The following is a 15111-nucleotide window of genomic DNA, read 5'->3' as shown; positions in this document are numbered from 1 at the left end:
GGTCGAGCGATACCCGACCGTGAGCCGCGCAACACCACCCGTACCGGTCGCGTTATCGGCTACCTACCAGTTATCGCAAAATCGCCCTGAAAAAGGCAAGCAGAAACCACCCCTGCGCACGCACAGGGGTGGTTTCCGGCGAACTCAGTTCGCAGCAACCTCGAGGTTGAACTTCGCGGCCACATCGGGGTGCAGGTGCACCACGATGCCGTGCTTACCGGTCGCCTTGATGTGCGACTTCGGCAGCTCGATGCTGCGCTTGTCGACCACGGGGCCACCGGCCGCCTTGATGGCCGAAGCCACGTCGGTGGTGGTGACCGAACCGAACAGCTTGCCGCTGTCGGCGGTCTTCACGGTCAGCGAAACCGCGGCGAGGCCCTCGATGGCCTGCTTCAGCTCGTTGGCGTGATCCAGGTCGCGCACCTTGCGGGCGTCCTGGGCGCGACGGATACCGTCGACCTGCTTCTGGGCGCCACGGGTGGCCTGAATGGCCAGACCGCGGGGCAGCAGGAAGTTACGGCCGTAGCCGTCCTTGACCTCGACAAGGTCGCCGGGGGCGCCGAGGTTGTCGACATCAGCGGTGAGGATGAGCTTCATCTGTGTGACTCCCTTTCTCAGCGAGCGGTCGACACGTAAGGAAGCAGAGCCACCTCACGCGAGTTCTTGACGGCGACAGCGATGTCACGCTGGTGCTGCACGCAGTTGCCGGTGACGCGGCGAGCGCGGATCTTGCCGCGATCGCTGACGTACTTACGCAGCAGCGTGGTGTCCTTGTAATCGATATTGACGATTCCGGACTTTGCTTCCTTGCAGAAAGCGCAGGCCTTCTTCTTCAGTACCTTTTCGCGCGCGGGCGCTTTAGGCATGGGTTTCTCTCCGTACTATGAGTGCCGTTCGATCAGAACGGCGGTTCGTCATCCATGCGGCCGCCGCCCCCGAAGGAGCCGGCCGCGGGCGCGCTACCCCACGGATCGTCTTCGCCACCGGCATTGCTGCCGCCGGCCGGACGTCCGCCGCCGTTGTTGGCGTTGTAGCCGCCTGCGCTAGATCCACCACCGGCATTACCGGAACCACCACCGCTGAAGCCGCCACCGCCGCCTCCGCCACCGCGACCGGCCTTGGAGACCTTCGCCGTCGCGTAACGCAGCGAGGGACCGACTTCGTCGACCTCGAGCTCGACCACAGTGCGCTTCTCACCCTCGCGGGTTTCGTAGGAGCGCTGCTTGAGCCGGCCACTCACGATGACGCGAGCGCCTCGGGTCAGACTTTCGGCGACGTTCTCCGCTGCTTCACGCCAGATGTTGCAGCGCAGGAACAGAGCCTCGCCGTCTTTCCATTCGTTCGAATTGCGATCGAACACACGGGGAGTCGACGCGACGGTGAAATTTGCCACCGCCGCACCTGCGGGCGTGAAACGAAGCTCCGGGTCTGCCGTCAAGTTTCCGATGACGGTAATGACCGTGTCGCCTGCCATGGGGGTTCCTCCTGCTCGGGGTGCAGTCCGCATCTCGGGGATTTGCGCTCGAGCCTAAAGCCAGGCTCTGACAAATTCGAGGGTGCGGACTACTTGTCGTTGCGCAGAACCTTGGTGCGCAGCACCGTCTCGTTCAGGCCCAGCTGGCGGTCGAGTTCGCTCACGGTGGCCGGGGTCGCGGTCAGGTTGACGATCGCGTAAATGCCTTCGGCCTGCTTGGCGATTTCGTAGGCGAGCCGGCGGCGGCCCCAGATGTCGACCTTGTCGACGTTGCCGCCCTCGGTCTTGACGACCGTGAGCAGGGTATCCAGGGACTGCCCGACGATGCGCTCGTCCAGGCTCGGGTCGAGGATGACCATTACTTCATATTGACGCACGGACCAATCACCTCCTGTGGACTAGGAAACGGCCATGGACTTTCCATGGCAGGAGGGTTCGTTGCGTCAGCAACCCGCCAAGGCTACATGAGCGGGTGGTGACCAGCGAAATCGATGCCTGCCGCGGGTGTACCCGGGTGATCGGGACACCGCCGCATAATGTGGTCGCCATGACCACAGTCGGCCCGCGGCAGCGCGCAGCACGACGCGGCGCGACGTGGGCCGCTGCCTTGAGCATCTTCGTGATGCTGCTGTGTGGCCTCACTCTCGCGCTGGCCTATGCCAACAAGGCCCGGTGTGCGGGCGGCGCGATCGATGAATCCGGTCGCAGTCTGGTATTCGAGGAGCGCAAGGATTCGGATGTCTGCTATTCCGACATCCAATTCCTGTGGCTCGGCCGCGATATCGACAATCACGTCTTCCCGTACGTGGACGGCGCGATCACCGAAGACGGTGCGCTGACGGGCGGCGCGGTGGAATACCCGGTGCTCAGCGGCGTGCTGATGTGGGCGGGCGCCATCGGGGTGGACAACGACGCCGACTTCCTGTGGCACTCGGCGCTGCTGCTCGCGCCGTTCGCCCTGCTCACAGCGTGGATGCTGGCCAGGCTCGCCGGCCCGGCGGCGCTGCTGTGGGCGATCGGCCCGCCGCTGGTGTTCTATGCCTTCCACAACTGGGAACTGCCGGTGGTGTGCACGGCGGTGGCGGCGGTCTATGTGATGACGATGCTGACCGGCCTGTCGGTGCGCACCCGCGGAATCATCGCCGCGGTGCTGCTCGCGCTGGGTTTCTGTCTCAAGCTCTATCCGGGAATCTTCGTGCTGCCGCTCGCGGTGTTCGTGCTCACCGAGGGCGCACCGCGCGGTCGTCGCCCGATCGGTGAGCTGGATGTGGCGGGTGCCGCGCAGACTCTGCTGGCCGCGATGGGCACGGTGGCGGCCGTGAATCTGCCGTTCGTGCTGGCCGGGGTGGAGGGCTGGCGCGCCTCGATCACGTTCCAGCAGCTGCGTCAGGCCGACATCACCACCAACTCGATCTGGTACTGGGGTCACCAGCTGATCTTCGGCCGCTCGGCGGAAACGACGCAGACCTGGCACGACGCGGTCGCGATCGCCTCGCCCGTCTTGATCTTCGGCGGATTCGCGCTGGCCCTGTGGCTGGGCTGGCGGCGCTGGACCCCCACTTCGGCGTATCCGTGGGTCGGTGTCAGCGCGGCGATGCTGGCCGCTTTCATGCTGTTCCACAAGGTGCATTCACCCCAGTACACCCTGTGGATAATCCCGTTCCTGGTGTTGCTGGAGGTGCCGTGGTCGCTGGTCGCGGCCTACCTGGTGGCCGACGCGGCGGTGGGCGTCGGGGTGTTCCGGTACTTCGCCGCGCTGGGCGAGGGCGAGGGCGTGGAGTTGATGGAAGGGATCGTCCAGTTCGGCGTGTGGTTGCGCACCGCGCTGTTGATCACCCTGTTCTTCCTCTTCCTGCGGGCGAGGGTGCGCGGCCCGCGCGTCGAACCGAGCACCGCGCTCGGTCGCCAACTGCAACCCGCGTGAACGACAACGGCGGCGAATCCCCGAGGGGACTCGCCGCCGCTGTTGATCTTCGGCTGTGGATCAGCTGACCGGAGCGGACTCCTTGGCGTCCTCCACGGCGTCCGGCTCCGCCTTGCGGTTGCGCAGGACGCTGGAGACGAGCGCCGCGCCGATGAACGCCACGCCGATCAAGCCCGTGATGAGCTCGTTGACGTGCACGCCGATCGAGACGAGCAGGATCGCCGCCAGCGCACCGATCGCCCAGTGGGCGCCGTGCTCGAGGTACACGTAGTCCGACAGCGTGCCCTGGCGAACCAGGTACACCGTGATCGACCGGACGAACATCGCGCCGATCAGGCCGAGGCCGAGCGCGATGATGATCGGGTCGGAGGTGATGGCGAACGCGCCGATGACACCGTCGAAGGAGAACGACGCGTCGAGCACTTCCAGGTAGAGGAACAGGAAGAACGCGGCCTTACCGGTCGCCTTGACCAGCGTGGACGGGCCACCCTGCGGGCCCTCTTCGAACTCCTCGGTGTGGAACATCGAACCGAGGCCGTCGACCAGGATGTAGACGATCATGCCGAGCAGGCCGGAGACCAGCACGGTGGAGCGATCGTCGGCGTCGGCCAGGAACTCCGCGACCAGCACCAGACCGGTACCGGCGACGACCACCGACAGCATGTCGAGCTTGCCCGCCTTGGCCAGCGGCTTCTCGAGCCAGCTGAGCCAGGTGATGTCACGCTCTTCGAAGATGAAGTTCAGGAACAGCAGCGCCAGGAACATGCCACCGAACGCCGCGATCTGCGGGTGCGCGTCGGTGAGCAGGGTCTCGTAGCTCGGGCTGCCGTCAGGGAAGTAGGCGGCGTCGTCCACCGGCGGGTTCAGCGCCAGGTCGAAAGCCTCGACCGGGTTCAGTCCCGCGGTGACCCACACGATGGCCAACGGGAAGATCAGACGCATACCGAACACGGCGATCAGCACGCCGACAGTCAGGAAGATCCGCTGCCAGAATTCGCTCATCCGTTCCAGGACGGTGGCGTTGATGACGGCGTTGTCGAACGACAGCGACACCTCGAGAATGCCGAGGATGGCGCACAGTGCGAGAGCGGTCAAGCCACCGTAGAGGTAGGCCACGACCAGCGAGAACACCGTGATGACGATGGACAGGCCGAAGATGCGCGTTATCACGCGGAGGGACCTTTCTGTTTCGCACGAACAGGGGGCCCGATGTGTCGAGCCCCCTGTTCGCGAGGGTGACTAGACGTTGACGCCGTAGTCGCGAGCGATGCCGGACAGACCGGAGGCGTAGCCCTGACCGACGGCGCGGAACTTCCATTCGGCACCGTTGCGGTACAGCTCGCCGAAGACCATAGCGGTCTCGGTCGAGGCGTCCTCGGACAGGTCGTAGCGGGCGAGCTCGGTGCCGTTGGCCTTGTTGACCACGCGGATGTAGGCGTTGCGTACCTGACCGAACGACTGTGAGCGAGTCTCGGCATCGTAGATCGATACCGGGAAGAAGATGCTCTCGATGGTCGGCGGGGTGTTGGCGAGGTCGACGTCGATGACCTCGTCGTCGCCTTCGCCCTCACCCGTGGTGTTGTCGCCCTTGTGCTCGATGGCGCCCTCGGGGGACTTCAGGTTGTTGAAGAAGACGAAGTGCTTGTCGGAGACGACCTTCTTGTCGGCGCCGGTCGCGATGGCGCTCGCGTCGAGGTCGAAGTCAGTGCCGGTGGTAGTGCGCACGTCCCAGCCGAGGCCGACCGAGACCGCGGTCAAGCCCGGAGCCTCTTTGCTCAGCGAAACGTTGCCGCCCTTGGACAGACTGACACCCATGCGGGAATCCCTTCGATTAGTCCGGTGTGTCGTTTCCCAGCATGTCCGAATCGCCGGGTACCGCTACGACAGTAATAGGTTTCGTGGATCTTGCGTAGGAACCGTCTGCAGCCCAGGTTAACGGGGTGAATCTCCTACCATCGACGGCAGTGAGTGGGCGAACCGCGGCCGTGGTTCGGAAAGGGGATGTGCCGGTGACACCTCGCAGACGCGGATGGTTCAGATCGGGGGCGGATCATGAGTGGATCAGCGGGGCGCGGGCCGCGGCGTCGGCCGCCTTTCTGGATATGGATCGCAGGCAGACGGCGGCGGAGGCGGGCGTGGTGGCCAGTGAGCAGGTCTTCCCCGACCGCCGGATCGGCGCGGTCTGGGAGCCGGTGCGGGCGCGGTGCTACGCCGCGGCGGGCGCGTATCTGAGCTTCACCGAGGAACTCGACGCTGCCGAGGCCGCGGGCACCCCGATCGCGGACGGTCCGGCCAGGGCGGACGCGTTGGTTCGGCAGCTGAACGAGGCCGCGCGTGGGGTCGACGATTTCTACCACGCGCACCGCGCCGGCCTCGCCGAAGCCGCGACCGTGCGAGCGTCGGTGCCGCAGTTGCTGACACACGTGCGGGCCGAGGCCGAGCAGGTGCTGGCCGCCGCGGCGTCGTCCGGATTCGTGAATTACCCCTCGATCTCCGCGGGTGTAAGGAGGCTGAATGAGGCTCTGATCACAGCCTCTTCCAGCGATCCCGGCACGTCGGTCGCGGCCGCGCGCGAGGCTGCGAATACGGTGCAAGAGGCGACGGCGGAACTATCGAATGCGTTGGCGCAGGCCCCTTCTCGTGCCTCGGCTGCCGCGAACGCGATCGCGTCGGTGACCACCCGCCTTGCTGCCGTCGGCAACCGTGCCGGCGCGCTCGGACCGGCCTACTCCGCGCTGCTGCGTGAGTTCAGTGCTGCGAGTTCGGCGGACTTGACCAACAATGAGCGGGAAAGCCGTCGTGGCATGGACGCCGCCGACGAAGCGCTGGTCGGCGCGCGCGTCGCGGCAGCCGATCGTGATCCGGAGACCGCCCTTGATTTGACCGCCACCGCACGCGCGTACCTCGCCGAGGCCGAGCAGTTGGTCGACGCCGTCACCCGGCGCCTCGAATTGTTACGTGAGGTACGTACCGACCCCGAAGCTCAGGCCCGCACCGTACGATTCCGGCTGCGGGACGCGCAGATGCTGGCGGTCGACCGAGGACTGGTCGCCGAGTGGGGCTCGGTTCTCGATGCACAAGCAGAACGCCTCGATCGCATCACCGCTGGACTTACTGGTCGCCACCCGGACTACTGGGCGTATGTTACCGAGCTGGGTACCGTCGCAGAGTTCATCGCGGGCGTAGTCGAGCGCATCAGAAAACACGCTTCCGAAAAGTAAGAAATGACATGGGTCGACAGATGAGGTGGGGGGAATGACCGCGGGCTACGCCATCGCACCGGAAGTTTGCTTGCGTAAGCAGGTACCGCTGCGCCATTTCCAGCAGTTGCAGGGTCCCCGCCGCCGGGAGTTGTTCCTGGTCGAACCGGAGCCGATTCAAGGCCACGACGACCGGGAGCTGCTGGCGACCGCGCTCGGCGCGACCCTGTATGTGCCCGCGACCCGCCCCGATCTCGCCGCCACGATTCGCCGGCGGGCCGCGCGCGGGGTGTGCTCGATGGTGATCGACCTCGAGGACGCGGTCGCCGATCACCAGGTAGAAGCCGCCAAACAGCACGCGGTGGACACCCTGGATCTGCTCGCACGCGGCGAAGACGCGAACCCGATGCTGTTCATCCGGGTCCGCGACGCGGCCTCGGTCGGCGAACTGGTCGCCGCGCTCGGACCGGGCGCCGACGTGCTCACAGGATTCGTCTTCCCCAAGTTCGACGCCGTCAGCGGGCCCGCCTACCTGGCCGCGCTCGACGACGCCAACCGCAGCCTCGGCCGTCCGGTCTACGCGATGCCGGTGCTCGAATCGTCGAACCTGGTGCACCGCCAGACCCGTGACGAGCAGCTCTCGCGCATCGCCGATCTGCTCGCCGGACACCGTGAGCAGCTGCTGGCGGTGCGGATCGGCGCCACCGACATGTGCTCGACCTTCGGCATCCGCCGCGACCGCGACCTCACGATCTACGACGTGCGGGTGGTCGCCGACGTGATCGCCGACATCGTCAATTACCTCGGCCGCGTCGACGGCACCGGCTTCATCATCACCGGACCGGTGTGGGAGTACTTCGCCGATCACGAGCGGATGTTCCGGCCGCAGCTGCGCAGCGCGCCGTTCGAGGAATCCGACGCGGTGAAGTTCCGCCAGTACCTGGTGAGCCGCGACCTCGACGGCCTGCTGCGCGAGATCACCCTCGACCGCGCCAACGGCATCCAGGGCAAAACGGTGATCCACCCCTCGCACGTGGCCGTGGTGCACGCGCTGTCGGTGGTGACCCACGAGGAGTACGCCGACGCGCTCGACATCATGGCGGCCGATGTCGGTGGCGTCGCGGCCTCGGAATACCGCAACAAGATGAACGAGATGCGCCCGCACCGCAGTTGGGCCCGCCAGACGCTGGTCCGGGCCCGTGCGTTCGGGGTCGCGAACAAGGGAGTGTCTTTCGTGGACTTGCTGACAGCGATGATCGCCGAATGAGTACGTTCGAAACACCGTGGGCGACAGTGAATCTCGGCATCGAGCTGCACCACGGCGAGTCCTTCGCCGCGCGCTCGGCCGAGGACGACGTGCCGGGTGAGGTGCTCGCGGCGAGGTCGGCCGATGGCGTGACCGGTGAGAGCGTCGATGTCGCCGCGACCTCGGCCGAGAGGTTCGTGGCGTTGTCCGCCGAGAGCGTGCTGACGGGCGAGCTCGCGATCGGTGCGCTGGTGCAGCCGGGTCTGCGCCGCAATCCGCGGCGGGCCCATCTGCTGGTTTCCACGGTGCTGGGCAAGCACCTGCCGACCGATCCGCGCATCGTGATCGGTGCGGGTAACCGCTTGGCCGATCTGGTGCGCGAGGTGCTGGGTGATCGTGAAGCCGTGGTGCTCGGATTCGCCGAGACCGCTACCGGTCTCGGTCACTGCGTGGCCGCGCGGATCGACGCGGGCTGCTACCTGCACTCCACCCGCAGGCACGAGTCACGGGCCACCACACTGACCGGCTTCGAAGAGGGTCATTCGCACGCCACCTCGCACCTGCTCCAGCCCGCCCCCGCAGCGATCTTCGCCAACGATCTGCCGCTGGTGCTCGTCGACGACGAGATCTCCACCGGCGACACCGCCATCGACGCGGTCCGCGCACTGCACGCGTTCGCTCCCCGCTCGCATTACGTCCTCGCCTCACTGGTCGACATGCGCACACCTGCCGATCGGATCAAATTCGAAGCCGCCGCAGCCGAACTCGGTGCGCGCATCGACACGGTCTGCCTGGCATCCGGTCGCACCGAGCTACCGGCCGGGCTGATAGACACGGTGACCGCACTGCCCGAACCGCGGCTGAATCCGATCGCCACCGAGCGGGGTTCGTACGGACGCATCGAATTGACCTGGCCCGCCGACGTTCCCGAGGGCGGTCGGCACGGCACCCTTCGCTCGGACAACGCCGCCTTCGACGTCGCGGTGAAATCCATCGCCGACGAGGTGAACTCCCGCCTCGACGCCGAGTTCGCCGGCCGTCCGGTCATCGTCATCGGCCACGAAGAACTCATGTACCTCCCCTTGCGCCTGGCCGCCGACCTGGCCGACGCAGGCATCCCCGCCCGCTTCCAAACCACCACCCGTTCACCGGCATACGTCCTCGACGAACCCGGCTACCCCCTACGCCGCGGCTTCCGGTTCACCGCCCCGGAACCCGACCCCACCGCCCAGCGCTACCTCTACAACGCCCAGTGGCCCGACGCGGACCCGGTCCTGCTGGTCGTCATCGATCCGCCCGCCGATACGCCGGAACTCGTCGCCCCTGGCGGCCTGGTCGACGTCCTCACCGCGTCGGGCGCCGATATCCTGATCGCAGTCGTGCCAGGTGCGGATCCTCGTGCGCTGCACGCGGGCCGGACCGCTGAGCGAGTGGCTGGGACTGCGTCACTGTCGGTGTCGTACAACGATTCCGCCACCAGCGCGAACGCGCCGAGTCGCAAGGAATCGACCGTGGCGACCGATTCTGCGGACCGTGCGGGCCGCGCGGAACACGGTGGCGGCTCGAGCTCTGCCGCGGCCCCGAAGCAGCCGGGTGCGGGGCCGTTCCCCGAAGCCCTGCACGGCCCCGCGTTCGGTTCGTATGCGCCCGAGGATGTTTCGTGGCTGCTGAAAGATCTCTCGGACGCCGATCTGGAAGCCGATGTGACGGAACGCGAACGGCGCATCCAAGCCGGTGTGGCCCATTACGCCGAGTCGTTGCCCGTGGAGTTCCAGCCCGACGCCGAATATCGCGAGCTCTTCGATCGCGTGCTGGCCGACAGCGCCGAGCGACTGGCGCTGGCCGTCGCGACCGTGGCCGAACTCGTTGTCGCCGAACGTGGTGCGAACGTGGTCCTGGTGTCGCTGGCCAGGGCGGGCACGCCCGTCGGCGTGCTCATGCGGCGTTGGCTCGTCAGCGGGATCGGCCGCGAGCCCCTGACCGTGCCGCATTACGCGGTCTCGATCGTTCGTGATCGCGGTATCGACGCCGTGGCGCTGGACTACCTCGCCCGCCATCACGATCCGTCCTCGATCGTCTTCGTCGACGGCTGGACCGGCAAGGGCGCCATCACCCACGAACTCACCGCCGCCCTGGACGACTATCACGCCGCCGGTGGCGCCCGCTTCAACGACGAGCTCGTGGTCCTGGCCGATCCCGCCAACTGTGTGCGCACCTACGGCACCCGCGACGACTTCCTCATCGCCTCGGCCTGCCTCAATTCGACGGTGTCCGGCCTGGTTTCACGGACGGTCCTCAACGACAGCCTGATCGGCCCCGGCGAGTTCCACGGCGCCAAGTTCTACCGCGACCTGATCGACGCCGATGTCTCGAACCAGCTGATCGACACCGTCACAGCGGCTTTCGGCGCGATCAGCGCGAAGGTGCCTGCCGCCGTCGCCGCGATCCGGAATTCCGACCGCACCCCGGACTGGTCCGGGTGGGCGTCGGTGGAGAAGGTCCGCGCCGAATACGGCATCAGCACAGTCAATTACGTGAAGCCCGGCGTCGGCGAGACCACCCGGGTGCTGTTGCGCCGGGTACCGTGGCGAGTGCTGGTCCGTGAGGCAGACGCACCGGAGCACGCCCACATCCGCCTGCTCGCAGCGGCGCGCAATGTCCCGGTGGAAGTGGTCCCCGACCTGGCCTACTCCTGCATGGGCCTGATCAAGGAGCTACCCCGGTGACCGCCGAGTCCCTCTTCGCGACCGATCTGGATCGCACGATGATCTTCTCCCGCAACGGCTTCGGTGGTGCCGAGGCCGTCGCGAAGGAGTGCGTCGAGTACTACGAGGGTGAACCGCTCTCCTACATGACCATCAGCGCCATCGCGGCCCTGCGCGAGCTCGCGGCAGGCGCTCCGGTGATTCCGACGACCACCCGCACCATCGAACAGTTCCAGCGCATCGCCCTCCCCGGTGCCCCGTGGCGGTACGCGATCACCAGCAACGGCGGCAACATCCTGGTCGACGGCATCCCCGACCCCGCGTGGCGCGTGGCCATCGACGACCAGGTCAACGCGTCGGGCGCTACCCTCGCCGACGTGGGCGCCGAATTACGCTCCCGCATCGACGATTCCTGGGTCACCAAGTACCGCGAGGCCGACGAGCTGTTCTGCTACCTGGTGGTCCGCCCCGACCTGGTCCCCGCGGGTTTCCTCGCCGAATGGGACACCTGGTGCCGCGCCAACGGCTGGTCGGCGTCCCAGCAGGGTCGCAAGATCTACACGATGCCCGACGCCGTCTGCAAGAGTCTCGCTGTCGCCGAAGTCCGTCGCAGACTGACCGAATCCGGCGAATTATCCGACGGGGCAACGCTGTTCACCGCGGGCGACGGCGCACTGGACGCCGAGATGCTGAAAGCGGCCGATGCCGCGATCCGTCCCCGCCACGGCGAGCTGGAAGAACTGAACTTCACCGCCCCCAACCTCACGATCACCACGTCCTCGGGAATCCTGGCAGGCGAGGAGATCCTTGGGTGGTTCCACGCGGCGGCTGAGCGCGCCACGGTCCCCGCGTAGGCAACCGAAAACCCGGGCGCCGCAACGGCACCCGGGTTCGACGTGCTCAGTAGTGCTGCTGCTGACCGGCCAGCTGCTGGGCGATCACGCCCTGAATACGCTGGAGACCGCCCACCGTGACGCCGCTCTGGAGCTGGCCCTCGATGGTGCGGACCAGAGCGTTGTCGCTCATGATCTTCTCGGTCGACTGGATCAGCACCGTGCCTGCTCCGGTGAAGTCGAACTGCCGTTCCTCTCCGGAGTTGGCGCCCATCCTGGCCGCACCCGCCGCGAGGAAACTGCCGATCCAGCCCTGGTCGTAGTGGTGACTGGGCGACGGGCAATCGGCCCAGCCCACCAGGGATTCGGGGTCGACGCGCAGGGGCGGTTCGGCGAACATCACCGGCCCGTTCGACGACGCGAGGAACTTGCCGGTGCCGATCAGCGTGAGGAATCCGGGCACGATCGACTGCTTGAGCGCCAGTCCGGGCTCGAAGGCCAGCAGGTTCGCGCCGCGGATGGTGAGGTTGCCTTCTTCGAGGTCATAGGAATTGATGTCGTAACCGCGGTCGCCGATGATCAGCTTGCCGTGCCCCTGCGCCACCACGTAGTCGCCCGCGAACAGCGGCGCGGAGAACTGGCTGCTCACCATGTGCATCAGGCCGCCCTGCAGCCCGTGCGTGAGCATCTGGAACTCGATCTGCCCGTAGTAGGCGATCATCGCGCCCTTGCGCATGAACCAGGGTCCGGTCAGGTCGATGCAGTAGGCGTAGCTGTTGCCCGGAATGTTGTCGCTGGCACCGAGATTCATCGGCGAGAGGATTTCGCTCATCGGTTCACAACTTCTCTTCGGAGGCCTGCACGTACACCACACCCTGTCCGTGGCAATGCAATTGCATCGCCTCGCCCGCGCCGCGACCCACCGCGTCGCGCCAGCTCATCGCGGACTTCAGCTCGGTCTGCACGTTGCCGTACGCGGCGACGAACGCCTGCGGGTCGACAACGATCGGATTCGGTCCGCCCACTTGCAGTTCCAGGAAGCCGCCGTGCGCGAGCAGCACCGCCGAACCCTGTCCGCTGAGCTGGGTGGTGAACATGCCCTGCCCGGTCGCGACGCCCGCCGCGGCGCCGCGCAGCGCGCCCATCAGACCGCCGCCGCCACCACCGCTACCGCCCGAACTGGCGACCGACACCACCGAAGCCTGCAAACCGGCCGACTGCGCGAGCAGGCGTGAAGCCTCGGCCCGCAACACCGCGCCCGGTTGCATCTGCACCACGTGCACCTCGAGCCCGGCGAATCCGTAATGGACCTCACCGTTGCCCTGCGCCAGCATGGTCCGCTCGTGCTCACCGGCCATCATCTGCCCGGCCATCCGCATCAGACCGCCGCCGCCCATGCCCTGACCGGCGCCGGGAATCTGGTGCGGTGCGAACGCGACCTGACCCGTGTAGAACAGCATCGCGCCGGAACGGGCGACGACGCCACCCGCCTGACCGACGTTGACTTTGACTACCTTGCCGTTGACCTTCTCGAACATCGCCTGTCCCTACCGTTCCGCCGGCTGGATCAGCACGACACCCTGGCCGTCGAACCGCAGCGAGAACGCCTCGCCCGCATCCTGTCCGACCATCGACCGCCAGGAAACGTCGGTGATGAACGACTGGTTGAGATTGCCGCGCGAGGCGACGAACGCGTCGGGATCCACGATCAGCGGAAACTGCGGCGACACTTCGAGGTGGATCAGCGGCCCACCGGCCGACAGCAGCGCCACCTGGCCCTGCCCGCTGACCGTGGTGGTGAACAGCCCGCTGCCCGCCGACATCCCGCCGACCCCGGCGAACCGCACATCGGTACGCAGATTGCCCGCGAAGGCCAGCAGTTGCTGTGACTCGACCTGGAGCGTCTCGTTGTTCAGGTTCACCACGGTGACGTTCTGGCCGTTCACCGCCAGGAACACGCGCCCGTTGCCGGTGCACTCCATCAGTGACAGTTTCTCGCCGGTGGCGCGGCGTTTGAGGCCGTTGAGCACGCCCTCGCCGCCGCCGAACCCGGCCGATTTGAACTGGACATTGCCTTCGTAGGCCACCATCGAGCCGGAGATCGCGCGGATACTCGTCCCCGCGAGCTGCGCCTCGATCACCTTCTTCGACTGTTCGAACAATTGCGCCATGACAGGTGTGTGCCCGTCCCCTCTGCGAAGGCGGTTCTACCGCCCGTTCCGACTGCGACGTCACCCTAACCGATCAGGGGAAAGTACGCCCGGGCCACAGAGCACGGACGCGTGCGGCCGGTTTCTCGTAGAGTGGCAAGCACTGCCGTGGAACACCCACCAAACGACAAGCGAAGGGTCTAACTTGTCTGCAACACTCGCCAAGGGCCAGAACGGCCCGTTGGCCGTCAGTGACGTGGTGATCTCGCTCCAGGTCACCGCACCGGCCGACCTGTCCGCGCTGCTCGTGACCGAGCAGGGCAAGGTCCGCACCGACGCTGATTTCGTCTTCTACAACCAGCCGAGTGGGCCGGGTGTCGATCTGCGGCCCGGGCCGACGGGTCAGCCTGCCTCACTTGCTGTTTCGCTGTCCGCGGTGCCCGCCGACATCGATCAGATCCGCGCGGTGATCACCCTCGACGACGCGACCAGCAATTTCGGCCGCTTCGCGCCGCCCACCGCGCTGGTCTCCGATGCTTCGGGAAACCAGCTGTTCAGCTACCAGATCGAAGGCCTGAACGCCGAGTCGATCGTGATCGCGCTCGAGCTGTACCGCCGACAGGGCAGCTGGAAGGTGCGCGCGGTCGGCCAGGGCTACGCCGGTGGTTTCGCCGCGCTGGTCACCGATCACGGTGTGCAGGTGGATGATTCACCCGCCCAGGCCGCCCCGCAGCAGGCCGCGCCCCCGCCGCCTCCGCCGCAGCAGGCCCCGCCCGCCTACCCGCCGCAGTCCGCGCCCAGCTACCCGCAGCAGGCCGCGCCCGCCTACGCGCCGCCCGGCGGTGGCTACCCGCCGCCTCCCGGCCCGGCCCAGCAGCCGCCCGGTGGCGGCTACCCGCCGCCGCCCGGACAGGGTTACCCGCCGCCCGCGCAGGGTGCGCCGCAGCAGCCCACAGGCGAGATCAGTTTGAGCAAGGATCGCCCGGTCAGCTTGCAGAAGGGGCAGCGGGTCACGCTGCGCAAGGAGGGCGGCGCCGCGCTGACCTTCGTGAAGATGGGCCTCGGCTGGGACCCGGTGCGCACGCGCGGGATGTTCGGCAACCGCACCGTCGACATCGACCTCGACGCCTCGGTCTGCCTGTTCGCCGACCAGAACCTCGTCGACGTGGCCTACTACGGCCAGCTGTCGTCGAAGGACGGGTCGGTGCGCCACCAGGGTGACAACCTCACCGGTGAGGGTGACGGCGACGACGAGATGATCCTCGTCGACCTCACCAGGATCCCGGCGCACATCACCACGCTGCTGTTCATCGTCACCTCGTACAAGGGTCACTCCTTCGAACAGGTGCAGAACGCCTTCAGCCGCCTGATCGACGGCGCCACCAACGGCGAGCTGGCCCGCTACACCCTCGCGGGCGGAATGCCGTTCACCGCGATGGCGATGGCGAAGGTGTACCGCGTCGGCGGCGACTGGAAGATGCAGGCGCTCGGCGAGGGCTTCAATGCCAAGCACCCCGGTGAAGCGGTGCCGCAGCTGGGCCGATTCCTCGGCGGTAATTGAACCAAGACAGGGCAGACA

The 15111-nt window shown here is 67.0% G+C and carries 15 protein-coding genes; 6 read left to right on the top strand and 9 right to left on the bottom strand.

Features of this window, described 5'->3' with window-relative positions; genetic code table 11:
- Positions 1-144: 144 nt before the first annotated feature.
- From rplI to rpsF, 4 genes are all read right to left on the bottom strand, one after another.
- Positions 145-597, bottom strand: a complete 453-nt coding sequence (rplI, locus tag ACWDXS_RS16820; protein WP_378634861.1) for a 50S ribosomal protein L9 — start codon at positions 595-597, stop codon at positions 145-147.
- Between the two features lie 17 nt (positions 598-614).
- The gene (rpsR, locus tag ACWDXS_RS16815; protein WP_056823934.1) at positions 615-866 is read right to left on the bottom strand and encodes a 30S ribosomal protein S18; all 252 of its coding nucleotides are present in this window, start codon (positions 864-866) and stop codon (positions 615-617) included.
- Positions 867-898: 32 nt separating this feature from the next.
- The gene (locus ACWDXS_RS16810; RefSeq protein ID WP_056823931.1) at positions 899-1474 is read right to left on the bottom strand and encodes a single-stranded DNA-binding protein; all 576 of its coding nucleotides are present in this window, start codon (positions 1472-1474) and stop codon (positions 899-901) included.
- Between the two features lie 89 nt (positions 1475-1563).
- A complete protein-coding gene (rpsF, locus tag ACWDXS_RS16805; RefSeq protein WP_056823926.1) occupies positions 1564-1851 on the bottom strand; it encodes a 30S ribosomal protein S6 in 288 nt (95 codons plus the stop codon).
- Positions 1852-2021: 170 nt separating this feature from the next.
- On the opposite strand from rpsF, the gene ACWDXS_RS16800 reads away from it, so the two are divergent.
- On the top strand, positions 2022-3398 hold the full coding sequence (locus tag ACWDXS_RS16800) for a hypothetical protein (protein WP_449966561.1): 1377 nt from the start codon (positions 2022-2024) through the stop codon (positions 3396-3398).
- A gap of 60 nt (positions 3399-3458) precedes the next feature.
- Here the strand turns inward: ACWDXS_RS16800 and ACWDXS_RS16795 are convergent, their stop codons facing one another.
- Entirely contained in the window at positions 3459-4568 is a 1110-nt protein-coding gene (locus ACWDXS_RS16795) for a DUF475 domain-containing protein (protein ID WP_378634866.1), read from the bottom strand.
- Between the two features lie 69 nt (positions 4569-4637).
- A complete protein-coding gene (locus tag ACWDXS_RS16790; RefSeq protein ID WP_062990541.1) occupies positions 4638-5213 on the bottom strand; it encodes a TerD family protein in 576 nt (191 codons plus the stop codon).
- 287 nt (positions 5214-5500) lie between these two features.
- Between ACWDXS_RS16790 and ACWDXS_RS16785 the strand changes: the two genes are divergently transcribed.
- From ACWDXS_RS16785 to ACWDXS_RS16770, 4 genes are read left to right on the top strand one after another with little or no spacing between them, the layout of a single operon-like run.
- Positions 5501-6619 (top strand): hypothetical protein, encoded by a 1119-nt coding sequence (locus ACWDXS_RS16785; protein ID WP_449966556.1) that lies wholly within the window; start codon positions 5501-5503, stop codon positions 6617-6619.
- Between the two features lie 34 nt (positions 6620-6653).
- A complete protein-coding gene (locus tag ACWDXS_RS16780; RefSeq protein WP_378989268.1) occupies positions 6654-7865 on the top strand; it encodes an HpcH/HpaI aldolase/citrate lyase family protein in 1212 nt (403 codons plus the stop codon).
- On the top strand, positions 7862-10570 hold the full coding sequence (locus ACWDXS_RS16775; protein ID WP_449966552.1) for a phosphoribosyltransferase: 2709 nt from the start codon (positions 7862-7864) through the stop codon (positions 10568-10570). Before ACWDXS_RS16780 ends, ACWDXS_RS16775 begins: the two co-directional genes overlap by 4 nt.
- A gap of 38 nt (positions 10571-10608) precedes the next feature.
- Positions 10609-11403 (top strand): HAD family hydrolase, encoded by a 795-nt coding sequence (locus tag ACWDXS_RS16770; RefSeq protein WP_387446178.1) that lies wholly within the window; start codon positions 10609-10611, stop codon positions 11401-11403.
- Positions 11404-11449: 46 nt separating this feature from the next.
- On the opposite strand, the gene ACWDXS_RS16765 is transcribed toward ACWDXS_RS16770, so the two are convergent.
- The 3 genes from ACWDXS_RS16765 to ACWDXS_RS16755 are packed head-to-tail and all read right to left on the bottom strand — an operon-like array spanning position 11450 to position 13553.
- Positions 11450-12214 (bottom strand): AIM24 family protein, encoded by a 765-nt coding sequence (locus ACWDXS_RS16765; protein ID WP_062990545.1) that lies wholly within the window; start codon positions 12212-12214, stop codon positions 11450-11452.
- A gap of 4 nt (positions 12215-12218) precedes the next feature.
- The gene (locus tag ACWDXS_RS16760; RefSeq protein ID WP_378989266.1) at positions 12219-12920 is read right to left on the bottom strand and encodes an AIM24 family protein; all 702 of its coding nucleotides are present in this window, start codon (positions 12918-12920) and stop codon (positions 12219-12221) included.
- 9 nt (positions 12921-12929) lie between these two features.
- Entirely contained in the window at positions 12930-13553 is a 624-nt protein-coding gene (locus ACWDXS_RS16755) for an AIM24 family protein (RefSeq protein WP_378989265.1), read from the bottom strand.
- A gap of 184 nt (positions 13554-13737) precedes the next feature.
- Here ACWDXS_RS16755 and ACWDXS_RS16750 point away from each other — a divergent pair, with 184 nt between their 5' ends.
- A complete protein-coding gene (locus tag ACWDXS_RS16750; RefSeq protein WP_449966547.1) occupies positions 13738-15093 on the top strand; it encodes a TerD family protein in 1356 nt (451 codons plus the stop codon).
- The last annotated feature ends 18 nt before the right edge of the window (positions 15094-15111 follow it).

This window comes from Nocardia sp. NPDC003183 (assembly GCF_053590715.1).
The sequence above is the reverse complement of the archived record's forward strand: the minus strand, read 5'-3'. Positions and strand labels throughout refer to the sequence as shown.